Source organism: Psychromonas arctica DSM 14288 (assembly GCF_000482725.1).
Classification (GTDB): Bacteria; Pseudomonadota; Gammaproteobacteria; order Enterobacterales; family Psychromonadaceae; genus Psychromonas; species Psychromonas arctica.
The window spans coordinates 14,521-31,524 of the sequence record NZ_AXWP01000065.1 but is presented as its reverse complement, the minus strand read 5'-3'; the positions used below and the strand labels follow the sequence as shown (position 1 = coordinate 31,524).

Sequence of the window (17,004 nt, the reverse complement as noted above, 5' to 3'; positions counted from 1 at the left end):
TTTCTCTATTAGGGTCACTTGATGGTGGCTTACTACTATTACGACTGTTGAGGCCGAGACGCTGACAAAGCAAATTAACGATAAGCAGTAATAAATCTAACGTTGTGCGCATAGAAGGCGATAATGTTTTATCGGCTTCTATCTGTTGTTTTATCTTTTCGACATTACTCTCAATATCGAGACCACTTACTTTCATTTTGCCTCATCATAGGAATAGGAAGAAAGTAGTTAGAGTAACGACTAAAAAGGATCAATCAAGTTGATCCTTTTTGATCTTCTATAAACTATCAAAAATGTGAATTAGGTGCTGAGTAGTTACAAAATGCTTTAATCAAAAAAATACGACAATCAAGCCCTAAGAGCTCACTTTGGAATAGATAAAAGTGCCAGTTATGTTTTTACTGGCATGCTTACGTGAATAGACTTTTGCGATTGCGAAGAGAGTCTTAGGATAAAAATATTTATGCATCATTGATAAGTCTAACTTTAAAAAGTAGAATGCGAATCATTATCGTTCGTTTTTATTTGAAGGTCATTATGTCTAACGTTGTTATATTAAGTGATGATCCACAAAGTGGTTCATCATTAACTGAAATTTTAAGCCAAAACAGTCATCAAGTAACTTGCTTTAGTGATACAGAAACGACGTTAGACTTCCTACAGCAACAAAATGTTGATCTCGTCTTATTGGACCATCATTTATCCTCTCCGGAAACATTGCAGTTAATCACTACGATATGTAAACGTTTTGCTATTCCTATTTTATTTTTGAGCGCGTTGTCTGAGCAAACCAATGTCCTTGATGGTTTGCAGGCAGGAGCAGATCAATACATGATAAAACCATTTTCTGCTAAAGCATTGTTAGTACACATTGATGCTCTATTACGTCGGGTTACGTTAGAGAAGCAGCGTTTAGCATTCCAGCATTGTAGTAAGCAGTTTTCGTTTAAAGTTGCACGCTTACCGTTAACTGAAACAGAAGTTTCCTTAGTGCAATATCTGAGTAAAAATGACGGCGATATTGTTTCTAAAGCGACTTTACAAAAAGAGGTGTTAAAAAGGGAGTTGTCAGCTTTTGATCGAAACTTGGATGTGCATATTAGTAATATTCGTCGCAAAATGTTTAATGCTGGTTTGTCTAAATCACATATAAAGACGGTGCATGGGAAAGGTTATGCTTTCAGTGAAAAAGTTGCACAATTGTCGTGTGCTCTGATGTTTTTTTTATAGTGGTTTTTTAGGGGGCTCAACGTTGCTTTTTAATATAAGTAAATCATGTTTTAAATGAGATCTGGTTAAATCTTTACTCCAAACTATTTATTCATTTATTCATTTATTACATATTTATTCATAAATACTGTAACCACTCTGACTTCTCATCTCAATACCTCAATACCTCAATACCTCAATACCTAAATACCTAAATACCTCAATACCTCAATACCTAAATACCTAAATCCTGGATCCCGAACCATTTTATCTTTTAGCGATTTATTCATATCAGTATTTTAATTTTTTAAATGTAAAGAATGTAATTTAGTTGTTATTGATAACTATTATCATGTATTTTTCTGACGTTGTTTCCATTAGTTAGAGTGATCAACACTCAAATGGAATTGCTATCAATAATTAACGCTTTGGAGAAGTGGAACATGTTTAAGAAAAATCAATTAGCGGTCTTCGTAGGGGCTGCGCTTGCCTCATCAATGGTTTATGTAAATGCTGCCGAAACAGGGGCAAACCCTGAAGATGTTATGGTGATCACTGCGGAACGTGAAAATTACAAAGTTGATAGTAATACTGGCTCAATGCGTATGGAAATGACGCAACTTGAAACACCGGGACAAGTGACGGTAATTGATGAGCAATTAATTGATGAGCAGCGTGCTACAACATTAGGACAAGTTTTAAAAAATGATTCAAGTGTTTCAGCGGGCGGTGATAGCCGCAACCGTGAGCGGTTCTCTTTACGTGGTTTCGAATTAAGTAGTAGTAGCGGTTTTTTACGTGATGGTAAGCAGCATTGGTCTCATTACCGTCAACCTGTTGAATTATTAGAATCTGTTGAAGTACTAAAAGGGCCTGCTGGTTTGTTATACGGACAATCAGCACCTGGCGGCCTTATTAACATGGTATCTAAAAAACCTACCGCTGAAACGCAGGTTGTATTTAGCCAAGATATTGGTTCAGACAGCGCAACCCGAAGCACTCTTGATGTGAGTGGCGCATTAAATGAAGATAAAACATTACGTAGCCGCTTAGTTTTATCACAACAAAATTATGATTCATGGAGAAGCTATAGCGATGGTTCTACACCTTCTACAGAACGTTTTGTAGGTGGATTATTTGTTGATTATGATATCAATGATGCCGTCACTGTTTCTGCACATTATGACCGAACAACAGATAACGGAAGTGTCGATTCTGGTGCTTATGTAGTTGATGGTAAATCAGTATTAGGCGATAAGTATATTTGGGATACGCAATGGTCAAACATTGATAATGAAGTTGAGAATGTAGGCCTTGGTATTGACGCGCAATTAAATAAAGATTGGTCATTGAATGTTAGCTATAACTATCAAAACTTTAAGCGTCATGATGTAGAAAGTTACCCTACTGAAACAAAGTTTGATGGAGCGACTTATCCACAAGGCGGTAGTGATCGCAGTGACCATTGGATCTTCCAAACTGCAAGTGCTGATTTAGTCGGTGAATTTAACACTGGCAATATTGAACACCAATTATTAATTGGTAGTAACTGGCTAGGTTACAGTTATGAACGTGAGCAGTATTCGTTAAACGGTTCTACAACGACAGTAGGCGAAGCAAATGCGTCTGCAACCATTGATACTTCTGCAAGTGTAAAAACAAGTGACAGTGAATATAACGCTTATGGTTTTTATGTCCAAGATATGGTGACCTTAAATAAACAGTGGCAAGTCTTAGCTGGACTTCGTTATGACTTAAAAGTCACACCGGGTGAAGATGGTGAGTCTGATGAAAAATTAGATGCTATCGTGCCTAAACTGGCATTGATTTATCACCCTGCAAGCAATGGTTCTATCTACTTAACTTATTCTGAAAGTTTTGAGCCATTATCCGATGTTTCAAATAGTAATGCGATTAACGACGGTGCTTCACTTGATCCAGTGACAGGTAAACTTTACGAGTTAGGGACGAAATGGGAACTGTTTGACGATAGGTTGTTTGCTTCCGCTGCTATTTTTGAAATTACCCAGGAAAACTCAACTATTAATGTTGGGCCTTCTGACTCATACGAAGTTACACAAGCAGGAGAGCGAGTTCATCGTGGTGCTGAATTAGCATTCCAAGGTAATTTAACAGAATCATTATCATTGAGTGGCACGGGTACTTATCTTGATGCTGAATACACCACGGATGCAAATTATCAGGGAAATAGACCTGCTGATGTGCCTAAATTCTCCGCTAGTGTTTGGTCTCGTTATCAAGTGACCAGTGATACGGATCTTAATTTAGGCGCCACCTACGTTGGCTCACGTTACAGCGATGCTGCTAATACCTACAAAAAAGATGCTTACACACGCATTGATTTAGGTATTTCTCATACACTTCAATATGACCAAAACCTCGACATGGTTTTCCGTTTAAACGTAGAGAACTTATTTGATACTGATTACTACGCTGGTGGCGGTTCAACAAGTGATGATTACGCGAGTAACGGTGCACAAAACGTGGTTGTTGGCGAGGGGCGTAACTTTATGGCAACAGTACAAGTTCGTTATTAAAAAGTAATTAGTTAACTTATTGGTAAAGTACGAGTTAATAAATAAAGTGGTTTTATAAGAAGCAGTTAGGTGACTAATTGCTTCTTTTTTTTGATAAACATTAAATTGTAAAGAATGTAAATAAATTATTACTGATAATCATTATCATGTAAATTTCAGCCATCTTTACTGCTTATTTTTATTAAAATAATTACATTAAAACGACTTAAATTTGTTGTGGAAGTTTGTCTAAAAGGAAAAATTAGGATATGTCTAGCTTGTTTTTAAAAAACTCAAAACCACTTTCTACTTTAGCAATAGGATCTGCGTTAATCACGGCTTTATCCCCTGCTGCTTTTGCAGCCGATAAAAGCCCAGATACTACTAATATGGATGCTATCACTGTTATTGGAAAATCAGAGGAAGGTATCCATGCAATGGATTCAACTGCCACTAAAATGGACCTTTCTTTGAAAGATACAGGGCGTTCAGTTGTACAAGTAAATGCACAAGAAATCAGTGATATGTCTGCAGATGATGTACGAGACATAACAGAGTATGCGACCAGTGTTAACACCAGTAGTTCTGCTGATAGAAATATCATTATACGAGGAATTAGCACAAATATTGATAACTTTATGGTAAATGGATTACGTTCTATGCAAGGTGGTGAAGCGGGAACAGGCTCACGTTCACCAAGTACTTATAACGTTGAATCTGTCACTATTCTTAACGGTCCTGATGCTATTTTATATGGCTCAGGTGTTGGTGGTGGTTTGATTAACATTACCACTAAAAAGCCACAAGAAGAATCTGAAACGACGCTAGGTTTAAAAACACGATCTTATGCATCAGGTGACACTGGTAACTTTAAAAGAAACAAAGTCACTGTAAATATTGATTCTACAGGTGAACTAATTAATGAAAATGTGCTTTATCGAGTTAATGCAGAGTTAACGCCTGACGGTGAAGATTTTCAAGAAGGACGTTCAACTGATGAGCAAGCTGTTGACGCTTCATTAACCTTCAAAATAGGTGAAAATACACGTATTACACCACGCTTTGAATATATTAATCGTGAAAAAACCGGTGGTAGTAATTATACCGATGGGATTTTCACCACTAATTTTCTTAATGGTACATTAGGTTACACATCAAATAGCTTTGGCAGCATTCTTAATCGTAGTTATTACTATGGTAGTCCAGTTGATTATGGATTAAATAAGTCAACGACCTTTGAATTGAGCGCTGAACATAAGCTACAAAATTGGACGTTGTAGTGGTACAGTAATTTTGGCCACTTAGTTAGAGGTGATATTATTCACCTCACCAATTAAGTAGGTAACAAAATGAAGAAACCATCAAGACCAACATATACAGCAGAATTCAAACTTGAAGCTGCACAATTAGTCGTTGACCAAAGTTACTCCACAATAGAGGCTGCTAAGTCAATGGGGGTAAGTAAATCTGCAATGGACAAATGGGTTAGGCAACTAAAACAAGAGCGTTTAGGTGAGCCTAATAATGGAAGCCCCTTAACACCTGATAAGATAAAAATAAAAGAGCTTGAGAAGAAGATTAAGCGTATCGAAATGGAGAATGAGATAATAAAAAAGGCTACCGCTCTCTTAATCTCAGACAGCTTGAAGAATTTCAAGTAATCAAATCGTTGCAAGAGAGCTACCCTGTAAAACGTTTATGTTCTGTCTTTAACGTTTATCGAAGTAGCTATCGATATTGGGTAAAAAATAGTGATAAAAAATCACCAGAAAGTGTCCAAGAAGAAGTGATGGTCAAAGCTATCTTCAATGAAAGTGGTGGCTCAGCAGGTGCAAGAACAATTGCAGATATAACACTGGCAAGAGGAGACCAAATCAGTCGTTATAGAGCTTCTAAGATAATGAAAAAGCTAAACTTAAAGAGCTGTCAGATACCTAAGCATGCTTATAAGCGAGGTGGAAATGAGCGCGTTGATATCCCTAATCATTTAGACCGACAATTTATGGTTGAGAAAAGAAACACTGTTTGGTGTGGTGATGTCACCTATATTTGGGCTGGCAATCGATGGGCTTATTTAGCCGTTGTTATTGATCTTTACGCACGTAAAGTAATTGGTTGGGCAATGTCCTATTCACCAGATAGTAACCTAACAGGGAATGCTTTAAAGATGGCATTTGAAGCTCGTCAACGACCAACAGACGTTATGTTTCATTCAGATCAGGGTTGTCATTATACAAGTAAACAATTCAGACAATTATTGTGGCGCTATCGAATTAAGCAAAGTATGAGTCGCCGAGGAAATTGTTGGGATAACGCGCCAATGGAACGCTTCTTTAGGAGCTATAAGACAGAATGGATGCCAACAACAGGTTACGCTTCATTATTAGATATGAAGCAGTCTGTTATTGATTACATCATTAGATATTATAACAACGTCAGGCCTCATTGGTTTAATGGCGGGTTAACACCAAATGAATCTGAGCGAAGACATTTGCTTGAATACGAAAGTGTGGCCAAAATTAGTTGACCACTACACGTTAAGTGCGTCAGGTGCATTGACTAATACTAAGTCAGAATCACAAGATTTATATATCAGCAATAGTTCAGGTTTAGGCAATGCGATTGGTGATACGACTATCGATAGAAAATGGGTTTATGCTAAAGGTGAGGATACGTACGTATTATTTGATACCAACGCTGAAGGAAAATTTGATACAGGTATTTTGAAGCATCATTTATTGACGGGTGTGAATTTACGTAATAAAAAAGTTAAATTTATTCGTAATTTTCAAGATAATGCAGATGCAGTTGGTCAAAATACGATTAATGCGTATGACCCAAATGATCAAACCTATACTGCGATGGATGATTCTTTAAAAGATGGAAATTATAATACCACTGAAGACAATGAAATAAACTTGTACCTAAAAGATAGAGTGAGTCTTGGTGATTTTACATTGGCATTAGGTGTGGGTTATACACGTTATAAAGGTGAAGAAACAAGTTCAAGTGATGATAACTATGATCAAGACTTATCTAATTTTATTTATGATGCTGGCATAGTTTATAAGCTTACCCAAGATGTTAATTTATTTGCATCTTATAGCCAAGGTTTTGAACCGATTGATACATCGACCCTCGCGCAATACGGACAGGATGGAGTGAGTTATGAACCAGAAGAAAGTGATAACTATGAGGTAGGTTTCAAGGGTGACTTCTTTGATAGCAAATTGAGTACAAGTGTTACGTTGTTCTACATTAATACACAAAACCAAACATCGTATGAAACAATTGCTGGTGAACGAGCGCTAATCCAAGATTTAGGTGAGTCTTTTAAATCAAAAGGTGTTGAGATTAATGCTTTATGGCATGTAACGGATCAAATCTCTAGCCAAATTAGTTATGCCTACACAGATGCATCTGATACTTCAGGTGAAGATAAAGGTAAGCAAGGAGACTATGTTCCTTATAATTCATTATCTATCTGGAATAGCTACAGAATGGAAAGTGAACCTGTGCGTTTTGCTTTAGGGATGCGAGCAGAGTCTGATAGCAATGATGGTGATTATAATGTTCCCGGTTATGCTGAGTTCGATTTTGGTGTTTATTATGAGTTAGACCAATGGGATGTTTCAATGGTGGTGCGTAATATGTTTGATAAAAGTCGTGTAGCGTCAACACCAAACTGGTTATTAGCTGAAGCAAATGATCCTCGTTCAATTAACTTAAACTTTAAATATCGTTTATAAGCTGTGTAATCGGTTTATTTAATCAGTACTCATAGAGGCGAACATATAACGTGTTCGTCTTTTTATATGAAGGTTACATTTAATTATGATCACTATTCTTGAAAATGTCCTTAGCAAAGAGGAATTAGCAGAGATAAATACCACTTTAAATCGTGGCCAATTTCATGCCGGCGCTGAAACTGCTGGTTGGGCTGCACAATCGGTAAAAAAAAATAAACAATGGTATGCAGAGCCAGAGTTAGAAGCTGAACTTTCTAATATGCTTACGACTAAGTTAGTTTCCCACCCACAGTTTGCTACCACTACCTATGCGAAGAAAATAGCGCCTTTTTTATTTAGTGAAAGTCGAGATTCTGGTGGTTATGGTGACCATATTGATGATGCCTTGATGGGGGCTGACTTCATTTTTCGTTCAGATCTTTCTTGTTCCGTTTTTCTTTCTGAGCCTGATCAATATTGTGGTGGCGAGTTAGTGTTTAGTATCGGTGCTGAAAAGTTCAGTTACAAACTAAAGGCTGGGCAGGCAATCATTTACCCTTCAACAACATTACATCGAGTAGAACCTGTGACTGAAGGTGTCCGTAGAGTGGGTGTTATTTGGTTAGAAAGTTATGTGCGTAGTGCGGAAAAACGCGAGATCCTCAATGATCTTGACTTAGCGAGACGTGATATCATGAGTACTCAGGGAAAAAATACAGCGTTTGATCAAATCAGTAAATCTCACTCAAATCTTTTACGCCTTTGGGCTGAAACTTAATTTTTTATCCACTCGATTAAAGAGCAGTTTTCTATTAGTTCATTAATTTAAATGTAAAGAATGTAAATTTATTTATTTCTTAAATGATAATGAGTTACATTTGCATTTTTATAATCTAATAAATTAAGACATCAACTTTCATGGTCAATTCGCTCAAAAATAAAAAAGTGCAGTTATGGGCAAGGCGTTTACATATCTACGTTTCAATGGCTTTGTTATTAGTTGTTTTATTTTTTTCCGTTACCGGCATCACTCTAAATAGACCTCATTTATATGTAAGTGAACAGCCACAAGTTGATCAGCAAACGCTGGCTATACCTGATTTTTTATTTGCAATAACAGAGGATCATTTAGTTGTTGATAAAACGAAGCTGTTAACTTACTTAGCAGATAAAACCAATGTCACAGGAGAGCCCTCATCTCTACAGTTATTCAGTGAAGTAGAAGAAGGGGAGTTGGTTGAAGGTGAGGTTTCCTTAGATTACAAAGGTCCTGGTTTTAACAGCACCGTCTTTATTGATTTAGTCACGCAAGAAGCGGAAATACAAACAACGCATTATGGTGTGATTGCGGTTTTGAATGATCTCCACAAAGGCAGGAATAGTGGCCAGGTATGGGCATGGTTTATTGATATTAGTGCTTTATTAATGATTTTTTTTGTATTAACAGGAGTGTGCTTGTTAGTGCCTAAGAAAAAGAGTTTTAGCTTGGGATTGAAATGGACGGCATTTGGCACCGTTATCAGCTTATTGATTTATCTCTTTGCCGTACCATAAAAAGTACTGTGAGTTATTGCTGAAGTTAACGCCATATCAACAAAAAATACTGTTAAGAAAATTTAAATGAAGAGAGTAAGGAAATGAAAGGGATCTATTTTAGTTATTGGTTGTTGGGTTTAATGGTTGCCTTACCGAGTTGGGCAAAAACTATTCCAGCATCAGCGAGCATGGGCGTTGAGTTTGAATTACCTCAAGTGCAAGCAAGTATCTATGCTCGGCCCTATGTCGCAGTGTGGATTGAAGATAAACAACGACAGCCAGTGCGCACCATGCAGTTGTGGGTAGGTGATGACGAATGGTTAAAAGACTTACGCAGCTGGTGGCGTAAAGTAGGGCGTGATGACCGTTCGGTTGTTGATGCAGTTACCTCTGCTACTAGACCTGTTGGACAACATCGCTTCACGTGGGATGGTTTAGATCAGCAAGGAAAGCGAGTTGAGCAAGGTGATTACACTTTTTATGTCGAAGTTGTGCGTGAGCATGGTGGACGTAATTACATTCGACAAAAAATAACGTTAGGTGAAGAAAGCTTTGATTTGCAAATAGCACCTACTGAAGAGACTGGCAATATCGCCTTGCATTATCAGCTTAATTAACGGGGTTTATATTTTCCAGTTATTAAGTTAGCAGTCATCTATAAATCGTCACCTATAAATAACCACTAATTACAAATCAATAATCACTTAAGAGAGAGAACAATGATAAATAAAAAATTCAATGCCGTTGTTGTAATGGCGTCAATGCTAGTCGGATTAACACTATCAAGTGTTGCTAGTGCTCATCCACGTTGGGTATTACCTTCTCATTTTACTATTTCTAAAGAAGGTGGTGATTGGTTAACTTTTGATGTGACAGCATCTCATGGAACGTTTGTTATGGATAAACCTGCGGGAAGTGAAACAGCGCAAGTGGTTATGCCCGATGGCCGTAATGAACGTCCTGACTTTGTCTTGCGTGGAAAACGCCGCTCTGTATTTGACTTTCACTTTACAGAAGAAGGTACACACCGAGTGCAAATTAATGGTACGCCAAGCTACGTAACAAGCTATAAAGCAGGCAAACGCGATACTCAGAAAAGATTACGTGCTAGCAAGGTTGAGCGAGCTGAATTGTTACCTGAAGGTGCACGTGATGTAAGCAGTACATTAAACTACACGCGAGCAGAAACCTACATTACTGTTGGCAAACCAAGTGAAAAGCCTTTCCCGTTAGAAGGTAAATTCTTAGAGCTTCAACCTATTACTAAACCTGCTGATATTGTAGCGACTGAATCTGTACGTTTTCAATTATTCTTTAACGGTAAAGCACAAGCGGGTGTGAAAGCAGAAATTACACGTGATGGGACTTTATACCGTAATCAGCAAGACCAAATTGACATAGTTAGTGATGAGCAAGGTTTTATTGAGTTTACGCCAGAGATTGCTGGTCGTTATATTTTAAAAGCATCACATACTGCACCTATTATGAATAACCCGCTAGCAGAAAAAATGAATGCTAGTGTGCACCTTACTTTTGAAGCGATATTACCGTAGTGGGTACCCGAATGAATGTAGTCACCCTGCTTAAAAAAAGCCTAACAGGTATTGGGCTTCTGTCTATTAGCCAGCTTGCTTTTGCGCATTATCCATTAATGAATTGTTCGATTGTTGGCGACAATATCGAATGTGAAGCAGGTTATAGTGATGGTAGTAAAGCGGTCGATTATCAGGTCAATATGTACGACTACGACGATAACTTAATTGCTAAAGTGAAGACGGACAAACGCTCTATTGCCACTTTTAGTGATACTCCCGATGAATACTATTTGGTATTTGATTCAGGCCATGAGTATCCCGTTGAAGTGGATAGTGTTGAGATAACTGATAAATGAACATACAAGCCGTTGTCAGTGAAAATAAAGGGCATGAAGGTTACTGGATAGCGACGTTATGCCTTTTGATTCTGCTAATAGGTGCACTGTTATTACCCTATAACAGTGCACATCATCAACATCGGCCTTTAGCTGATCATCAAGTACTGATCACTGATCTCCCTCCTCCTCCTTTAGCTATGATTGCTGAGCTGCGATTAGCCCATGAAGAGATCCGTTATTTTTATCAGACGCAACAAGATTGGTTAGCGGTAACGCAGTTGGAGCAAGATTGGATTGCTCCCTTTGTAAAAGATAAAAGCTGGGCGCATCAAGGTGAGCATGATTGGTCTTTGGTTGCAGCTGGAATCTATCAAAGTACACCGGCGAAAGGTGGCATGCGTTATCTTTTAAATAGCCGCAGTGATCAGGTTGATATTTGGTTGCAGGAAAAGCCTCAAGCAAGTGCAACTAGCACTTTTGATCTAACCGCTTTAGCCACATCAGGTTGGATTCAAGTGGTGTTTAGTGAGTCACAACTTGCTGAGCAACATATTGAACATTAAAGCAATACTGAATATTAAAGCAGTACTGAACAGTAAAACGACGCTGGACATCAGCATTAGGGAATTTTACATGGCGACATTATTAATTATGCTCAAGCGCTTCTCATTATTTTTATTGTTATCGCTGACGAGCTTGCAAAGCTATGCACAAGTCGATCTACAAAATGAGCAAAAGAGTCAACTTGAGCAACAAAGTAGCGAACAGAATCGACAAGAAAGAAAGCTAACGGTTGGTATTACGTTACAACCTTATTATAGCTACGTTAAAGCAGTGGTTGGTGACCAAGTGAATGTGTTGCCCCTTGTTGATGAAGGGTTTAACCCACACAATTACCAACCTCAAGCCAATGATTTACGTCGTTTAAATTTAATGGATGTGATTGTTGTTAATGCTATTGGGCACGATGATTTTGCATTAAAAGTAATTAAAGCTGCTGACCGTGATGATCTTATTATTATAAAAGCGAATAAAGATGTGCCTCTATTACCTGCAATGGGGCAATCTGTCGGCAATGGCGTTGTTAATCCACATACCTTTGTTGGTGTGGCAACAACCATTCAAAAGGTTTATAGCATTGCCAATGAAATGTCTAAAATAGACCCTGGCAACGCTAAGTTATACCGTGCAAATGCAAGAGCTTATGCTTTGAAATTTAGAAAGATGAAACATAAAGCAATGATGGACTTAAGCGATATTAATACCGTAGGTATGAAGGTTGCCACTACGCATAATGCTTATGGTTATATTCTGCAGGAGTTTGGTGTCCAAGTCAGTGCTGTTATTGAACCTGCACACGGTGTTGAGCCAAGTGCAAGCCAACTACAAGAAACCATTGAAAAGATCAAAGAGTCTGGTATTGATGTGTTGTTTTACGAGTTAAATATGCCAAACCGTTATGTTGATACCATCGAAAAAGAAACAGGAATTAAATTATACCGTTTCTCACACATGACCCATGGTGCTTATCGAGCGGACAAAGTTGAAGTGGAAATGCGTCAAAATTTAAATACCTTAGTGGAAGCCATGAAGTTTACTGCAGCACAAAAAGGTGGTGTGTAGTGGGGCCCTCGATTTCATTAAATCAGGTTAGTTTACGCTACGAAAACAACATTGTATTACAGGATATTTCTGCAACCTTAGGAGCGGGTGAGTGCCATGTCATCATGGGCCCTAATGGGGGAGGAAAAACGTCACTATTACGTTCGATATTAGGGTTAACGCCTTTTAAAGGAGAGGTGAATATCCATTGGCCAAAGGGAAAAGGTAAAATAGGGTATGTGCCACAAAAGGCAGCCTTTGAGCCTAGCTTGCCGTTAACAGTATTAGACTTTATTTTACTTAATCAAAGTCGCTCCCCTTTATTTTTTAACTTTAATAAAAAACACAAGGTTAAAGCGCTACAACAGTTGGCACGTTTGGGAATGGAAGATCGCGCCATGTTTAGAATGGGCCAATTGTCTGGCGGCGAGCAGCAACGCGTTTTATTTGCACAAGCCTTGTTGGATGATCCTGATTTATTGATTTTGGATGAGCCTACCAATGGTATGGATGACCAGGGTGTTCGCTATTTTGAGTCATTGATTGCTGACCTTGTGAAAGAAAACAAAACCATTTTAGTCGTACATCATGATATTAGTGCGGTACGCCGTTTACAGGCTGTGGTGCATGTAGTGAATGGAACTTTATTGGAAAGTGGATTAGCAGAAGACGTGTTAAAGCCAAATAAAATAGAACGATTATTTAATCATTATCGCACCCATTCAAACCATCAAAATGAGGAAGTCGCTTAATGGATTGGTTACGTTTATTGGCAAACCAAGGTTCGGAAGCTGGCTGGTTAAGTGAAAGTTTTGCCTATGGTTTTATGGTCAATGCTTTAGTGGCTGCTTTGTTAGTTGGACCACTATTGGGCGGATTAGGCACATTAGTGATTGCTAAACGTCTTGCATTCTTTTCCGAGGCGGTAGGGCATGCCGCATTAACCGGCATTGCTATTGGCGTACTATTAGGGGAACCTCCTGAAAACCCAATCATAGGCTTGTTCTGCTTCTGCATGATTTTTGCGTTGTTATTGCATTTTGTACGTAACCGCACCGCAGTACCTTACGATACTTTAGTAGGAGTGTTCCTTGCTGTTGCGCTAGCTGGTGGTGCTGCATTATTAATGTATGTGGCACGTAAAATTAATATTCACATGTTAGAGAATGTGTTATTTGGCTCAATATTAACTATTACTGACTTTGATTTATTAGTATTAGGTGCCAGTTGCCTACTTATTATTGTTGGTTTGATGTTTACCTTTAATCGTATTTTATTAGCTTCAATTAGCCCTGATATCGCTAAAGTACGTGGTTATAATACGCACTTTTATGATTACTTATTTGTCATGATGATCACCTTAGTGACGATTGCTGCGGTGAAAATTGTTGGTGCTGTTTTAGTGGGGGCATTGCTATTAATACCCGGAGCAACGGCGCGCTTAATGACCAGAAGCATGGGCAGTTTTGTTCTGTTGTCTTCATTGTTAGCTACGTTAAGCTGTTTAATTGGTACTTTGTTACCAATGGAATTAAAACTGCCTATTCCCTCTGGCGCGTCAATTATTTTAGTGGCGGCTAGCTTCTTTTTAATCGCAACGGTCTATCGAATTGTGGCGAGGAAACAATGATGAATGCCTTAAATAAAGTTAAAAAGTTTAAACAATGTAAAACATCGAATACATTAAAAAAATCTCTTCTGTTTAAGCGAATTTTATTACTTATATTGTTCTTATTGCCTAGCCAGTTAATGGCGAAAGATATTTTAACCACTACCCCTGTGACTTATATGTTGGCGACCCAGTTAATGAAAGGGACAACAATTAGCACCACCTATTTAGCACCTAAGCGTTACGGTATTGATCGTTTAAATAATTGGTATGCAAATAAAGGTGAGCAAAAAGCATATCAAGCAGGAGAGCAAGCCACTGTTGCCATTACATTAAGCGCACTATGGGCGCAGGATCCTCTATTCATTTATGCGCGGCAGGGGAATATTAAACTGATTGAGGTAGATGCTTCACAATCACTATCCCCTCGTAGCCGAGGCATTGCTTCAGTTACCTTACCAAGTGCAGAGCGTTCAATTTATGCGTGGTTAAATCCAAATAATTTGAGCACCATGCTAAGTATTGTGAGTGAAGATTTAAAGAAAGTTTGGCCAGAAAAAGCGCCTGTAATAGAAAAAAATCAACAACAGTTATTGATTGATATTCGTTCGTTGATTAACCAACAACAGCAAACTTTATTTGCTAAAGAGATTGATTCCGTTGTATTGCTTTCGGATCAATTAGAAGACTTTGCTTCGGCAAATCAGTTGTTTGTAGTAGAACGATTATTTAAAGATGAATTGGAGTGGACAGCGCAGGATAAAGCCAGTTTAAAAGCGTTATTAACAGAATCGCCTGAGTTGTGGTTAGTCACAACGCGTAAAGTATCCTCTCAACTAAAAGCATTATTACCTGATTTTAATCAGATATTAGTTGTTGATAGTATTGACCGTTGGGGAAGGGCTGGGATCACGCTAGATAAACCATTACAACGCTGGTTATTTTAAATACTGTGTTATTTTAAATGCTCTAAGCGCGAATGACTGCAGCTAATATTAATAATGGTTGCAGTCATTACTTTAATTTAAGCATGGTAAAAGCTAATGCCGTTCTTATTTATATGATAAACGGCAAATCACTTCTGTGTTATACGCCTCTTCTACTTTATAAGTATTTAACTTCTTATTTTTATTGATCATTGTTTAGTTGTTCAATATTCAATTATTTATTTACGCCTTTTAATATGTAATAACGAGTACAGTTTTGATTGCAGTTTCTTATCCGCTCGGTCTTTAATTTTGGCTTCACCGGCTTTCTCTATTTCAATAATCCCAGAACGGTTCAAAGTAATTCTATAACGTTCAAACTGTGCATCATATTGGCCTTGGTCTAATGCGACAATGACGTTAATTTGGTAGCGTCGTTCAATAGAGGTGGTTTGGATTTTTTCTTTATTTGAGGTGCTTTCTAAGCGTTCAAATACCTTACCTGTTCCACCCTCAACAAAACGAGTTAATGGGCGTAGACTGAAAAATATATTTTCTTCAATAGTATCGTAACCTGCCTGAAAACCTTGCCTACTGATACGTGATTCAATACGGTAATGCAAAAGCTGCGCACTCTGTTTATTTTGACTATGACGCTCAGCTAACAAATCTCTACTTTGTTGAGGCAGTTTCTTACTGATGCTGTAATCTAGCCAAACTTTTTGTCTGGCTATTTCCTGTTGATTAGTCGAATCGAATAATGTGCGCGACCATTTAGGTTTGCCGCGTCGTATCCACCGCCAAAGCATATTCTTAAATTCGTCTTTAAATACTTCACGCACACCATAAATGATCGCCAATATAAATATCATTAACGTGGTTAATTGGCTAAAGGCACCCTGCGTTTTAATAATCAACACTAATACCACACTCATCAATAAAGCGGTCGCGACACCTGTTACCAATTTTCGAGTGTGATTGCCTAATATTAGTGTCTTGCTCTTAAAGATTACGCCGTATTCAATTAAGCGACGTAATAGACGCATTTTATTAGCAATACGGTTTGGATCTTTTAAAGTGGCTTCAGAGTTATAGCCCTTTTTTTTGCGGTATTGATTTTCTTCATCGCAAATAGCTAACAATGCTAAACGGGTTTCACTAAACTCGCTGTTACGCGGTTTTTTGACCAACATTCGCATGATAGTTTGTTCGGTATACCAAGATAGGTAATTGTCTACGTTTTCATAGATGGAAGTTAGTTTGGCACTGGTTGGTTGATGGCTACGATGCTTCTTTAAAATATCTAAACAATGCTCTGTTAAATCAACAGCCGCATGATAAAAGTCAGCTAAACCTTCACTATCGTTAATCGCCAATACTTCATTCGCATCGGTATCTAATGCGGAAATGTATTGGTATGCGAAAAGATTTAAATTACTTTTATATTCAGTGGTCGAGCGTTTCATACGACTAGCAAAACGACGATGTAATAGTGGTAAATGCAAGCCATTAGTATGGTAAGCGCGTCGCCCGTTAATACCCGCATTAAAATAATCAACTTCGCTTAAGGTATCTTTATTGATGCCCATTTCTTTTGGAAGTGAAAAATATAAATCGATACGTCTAAACGTCCCTTGTTTCATATGATGGGTTAGTTTAATCGATAATTTTTCATCTTGTTTTAAAGTGAAATTGGGCAATGGTTCCTCCTTAGTTATTGGGAAGTATATCCCATAGTAATTAATTATAATGAGTAAAAAATTAAAAATTATTATCTTAATTGAACAAAGCAAATTGTGTTTTTATAAGGCATTGAAAAACACCAAAGCTAGGCTTCAAATGGTAAAAATATGGTCACTACTCAGGCCGTCGCTATTTAAGCCTATTTATTCGTTGAAAAATGCTCATTTAAACCACTAAACTGCGCTTTTTCGCCTTGAACTAAGCATAAATAGCTTAGCCCTGAGCATTTACGTTTTTATTT

17 protein-coding genes are annotated in these 17,004 nt (G+C 37.8%); 15 read left to right on the top strand and 2 right to left on the bottom strand.

The window, feature by feature from the left end:
• Window positions 1–196, bottom strand: a 196-nt coding sequence (locus tag H592_RS23945; RefSeq protein ID WP_028868595.1) for a DUF6444 domain-containing protein, incomplete at its 3' end; no start/stop codon positions are given.
• Window positions 197–537: 341 nt separating this feature from the next.
• On the opposite strand from H592_RS23945, the gene H592_RS0109660 reads away from it, so the two are divergent.
• The 15 genes from H592_RS0109660 (at window position 538) to H592_RS0109585 (ending at window position 15,041) form a co-directional block, all read left to right on the top strand.
• Entirely contained in the window at window positions 538–1,230 is a 693-nt protein-coding gene (locus H592_RS0109660) for a response regulator transcription factor (RefSeq protein ID WP_028868594.1), read from the top strand.
• A gap of 422 nt (window positions 1,231–1,652) precedes the next feature.
• Window positions 1,653–3,767, top strand: a complete 2,115-nt coding sequence (locus H592_RS0109655) for a TonB-dependent siderophore receptor (protein ID WP_028868593.1) — start codon at window positions 1,653–1,655, stop codon at window positions 3,765–3,767.
• Window positions 3,768–4,015: 248 nt separating this feature from the next.
• Window positions 4,016–5,026: a TonB-dependent receptor plug domain-containing protein gene (locus H592_RS0109650; protein WP_028868592.1), complete on the top strand. Its 1,011-nt coding sequence runs from the start codon at window positions 4,016–4,018 to the stop codon at window positions 5,024–5,026.
• A 69-nt stretch (window positions 5,027–5,095) separates the two neighbouring features.
• Window positions 5,096–6,273, top strand: a protein-coding gene (locus tag H592_RS0109640) for an IS3 family transposase (RefSeq protein WP_156916102.1) whose coding sequence is annotated in 2 segments (ribosomal slippage) — window positions 5,096–5,354 and window positions 5,354–6,273 — 1,179 coding nt in all. Because the reading frame shifts where the segments join, the coding sequence is not laid out codon by codon here.
• On the top strand, window positions 6,242–7,495 hold the full coding sequence (locus H592_RS0109635; protein WP_028868589.1) for a TonB-dependent siderophore receptor: 1,254 nt from the start codon (window positions 6,242–6,244) through the stop codon (window positions 7,493–7,495). The genes H592_RS0109640 and H592_RS0109635 overlap by 32 nt, the downstream gene beginning before the upstream one ends.
• A gap of 85 nt (window positions 7,496–7,580) precedes the next feature.
• Window positions 7,581–8,252, top strand: coding sequence for a Fe2+-dependent dioxygenase (locus tag H592_RS0109630; RefSeq protein WP_028868588.1), 672 nt, complete (start codon window positions 7,581–7,583; stop codon window positions 8,250–8,252).
• Between the two features lie 140 nt (window positions 8,253–8,392).
• On the top strand, window positions 8,393–9,028 hold the full coding sequence (locus H592_RS0109625; RefSeq protein ID WP_211235651.1) for a PepSY-associated TM helix domain-containing protein: 636 nt from the start codon (window positions 8,393–8,395) through the stop codon (window positions 9,026–9,028).
• A gap of 83 nt (window positions 9,029–9,111) precedes the next feature.
• Window positions 9,112–9,627, top strand: a complete 516-nt coding sequence (locus tag H592_RS0109620; RefSeq protein WP_028868586.1) for a DUF2271 domain-containing protein — start codon at window positions 9,112–9,114, stop codon at window positions 9,625–9,627.
• Between the two features lie 102 nt (window positions 9,628–9,729).
• Complete coding sequence (locus tag H592_RS0109615; RefSeq protein ID WP_028868585.1) at window positions 9,730–10,563, top strand: DUF4198 domain-containing protein; 834 nt, start codon at window positions 9,730–9,732, stop codon at window positions 10,561–10,563.
• A gap of 11 nt (window positions 10,564–10,574) precedes the next feature.
• Window positions 10,575–10,901, top strand: a complete 327-nt coding sequence (locus tag H592_RS0109610; protein ID WP_028868584.1) for a hypothetical protein — start codon at window positions 10,575–10,577, stop codon at window positions 10,899–10,901.
• The gene (locus H592_RS0109605; RefSeq protein ID WP_028868583.1) at window positions 10,898–11,446 is read left to right on the top strand and encodes a DUF6162 family protein; all 549 of its coding nucleotides are present in this window, start codon (window positions 10,898–10,900) and stop codon (window positions 11,444–11,446) included. Before H592_RS0109610 ends, H592_RS0109605 begins: the two co-directional genes overlap by 4 nt.
• Before the next feature lie 70 nt (window positions 11,447–11,516).
• Window positions 11,517–12,506, top strand: a complete 990-nt coding sequence (locus tag H592_RS0109600; protein WP_037071480.1) for a metal ABC transporter solute-binding protein, Zn/Mn family — start codon at window positions 11,517–11,519, stop codon at window positions 12,504–12,506.
• Entirely contained in the window at window positions 12,506–13,237 is a 732-nt protein-coding gene (locus H592_RS0109595; RefSeq protein ID WP_028868581.1) for a metal ABC transporter ATP-binding protein, read from the top strand. Before H592_RS0109600 ends, H592_RS0109595 begins: the two co-directional genes overlap by 1 nt.
• Entirely contained in the window at window positions 13,237–14,115 is an 879-nt protein-coding gene (locus tag H592_RS0109590; RefSeq protein WP_028868580.1) for a metal ABC transporter permease, read from the top strand. The genes H592_RS0109595 and H592_RS0109590 overlap by 1 nt, the downstream gene beginning before the upstream one ends.
• Window positions 14,115–15,041: a metal ABC transporter substrate-binding protein gene (locus H592_RS0109585; RefSeq protein WP_051369115.1), complete on the top strand. Its 927-nt coding sequence runs from the start codon at window positions 14,115–14,117 to the stop codon at window positions 15,039–15,041. Before H592_RS0109590 ends, H592_RS0109585 begins: the two co-directional genes overlap by 1 nt.
• 218 nt (window positions 15,042–15,259) lie before the next feature.
• On the opposite strand, the gene H592_RS21965 is transcribed toward H592_RS0109585, so the two are convergent.
• Window positions 15,260–16,720 (bottom strand): hypothetical protein, encoded by a 1,461-nt coding sequence (locus H592_RS21965; RefSeq protein ID WP_037071477.1) that lies wholly within the window; start codon window positions 16,718–16,720, stop codon window positions 15,260–15,262.
• Between the last annotated feature and the right edge of the window lie 284 nt (window positions 16,721–17,004).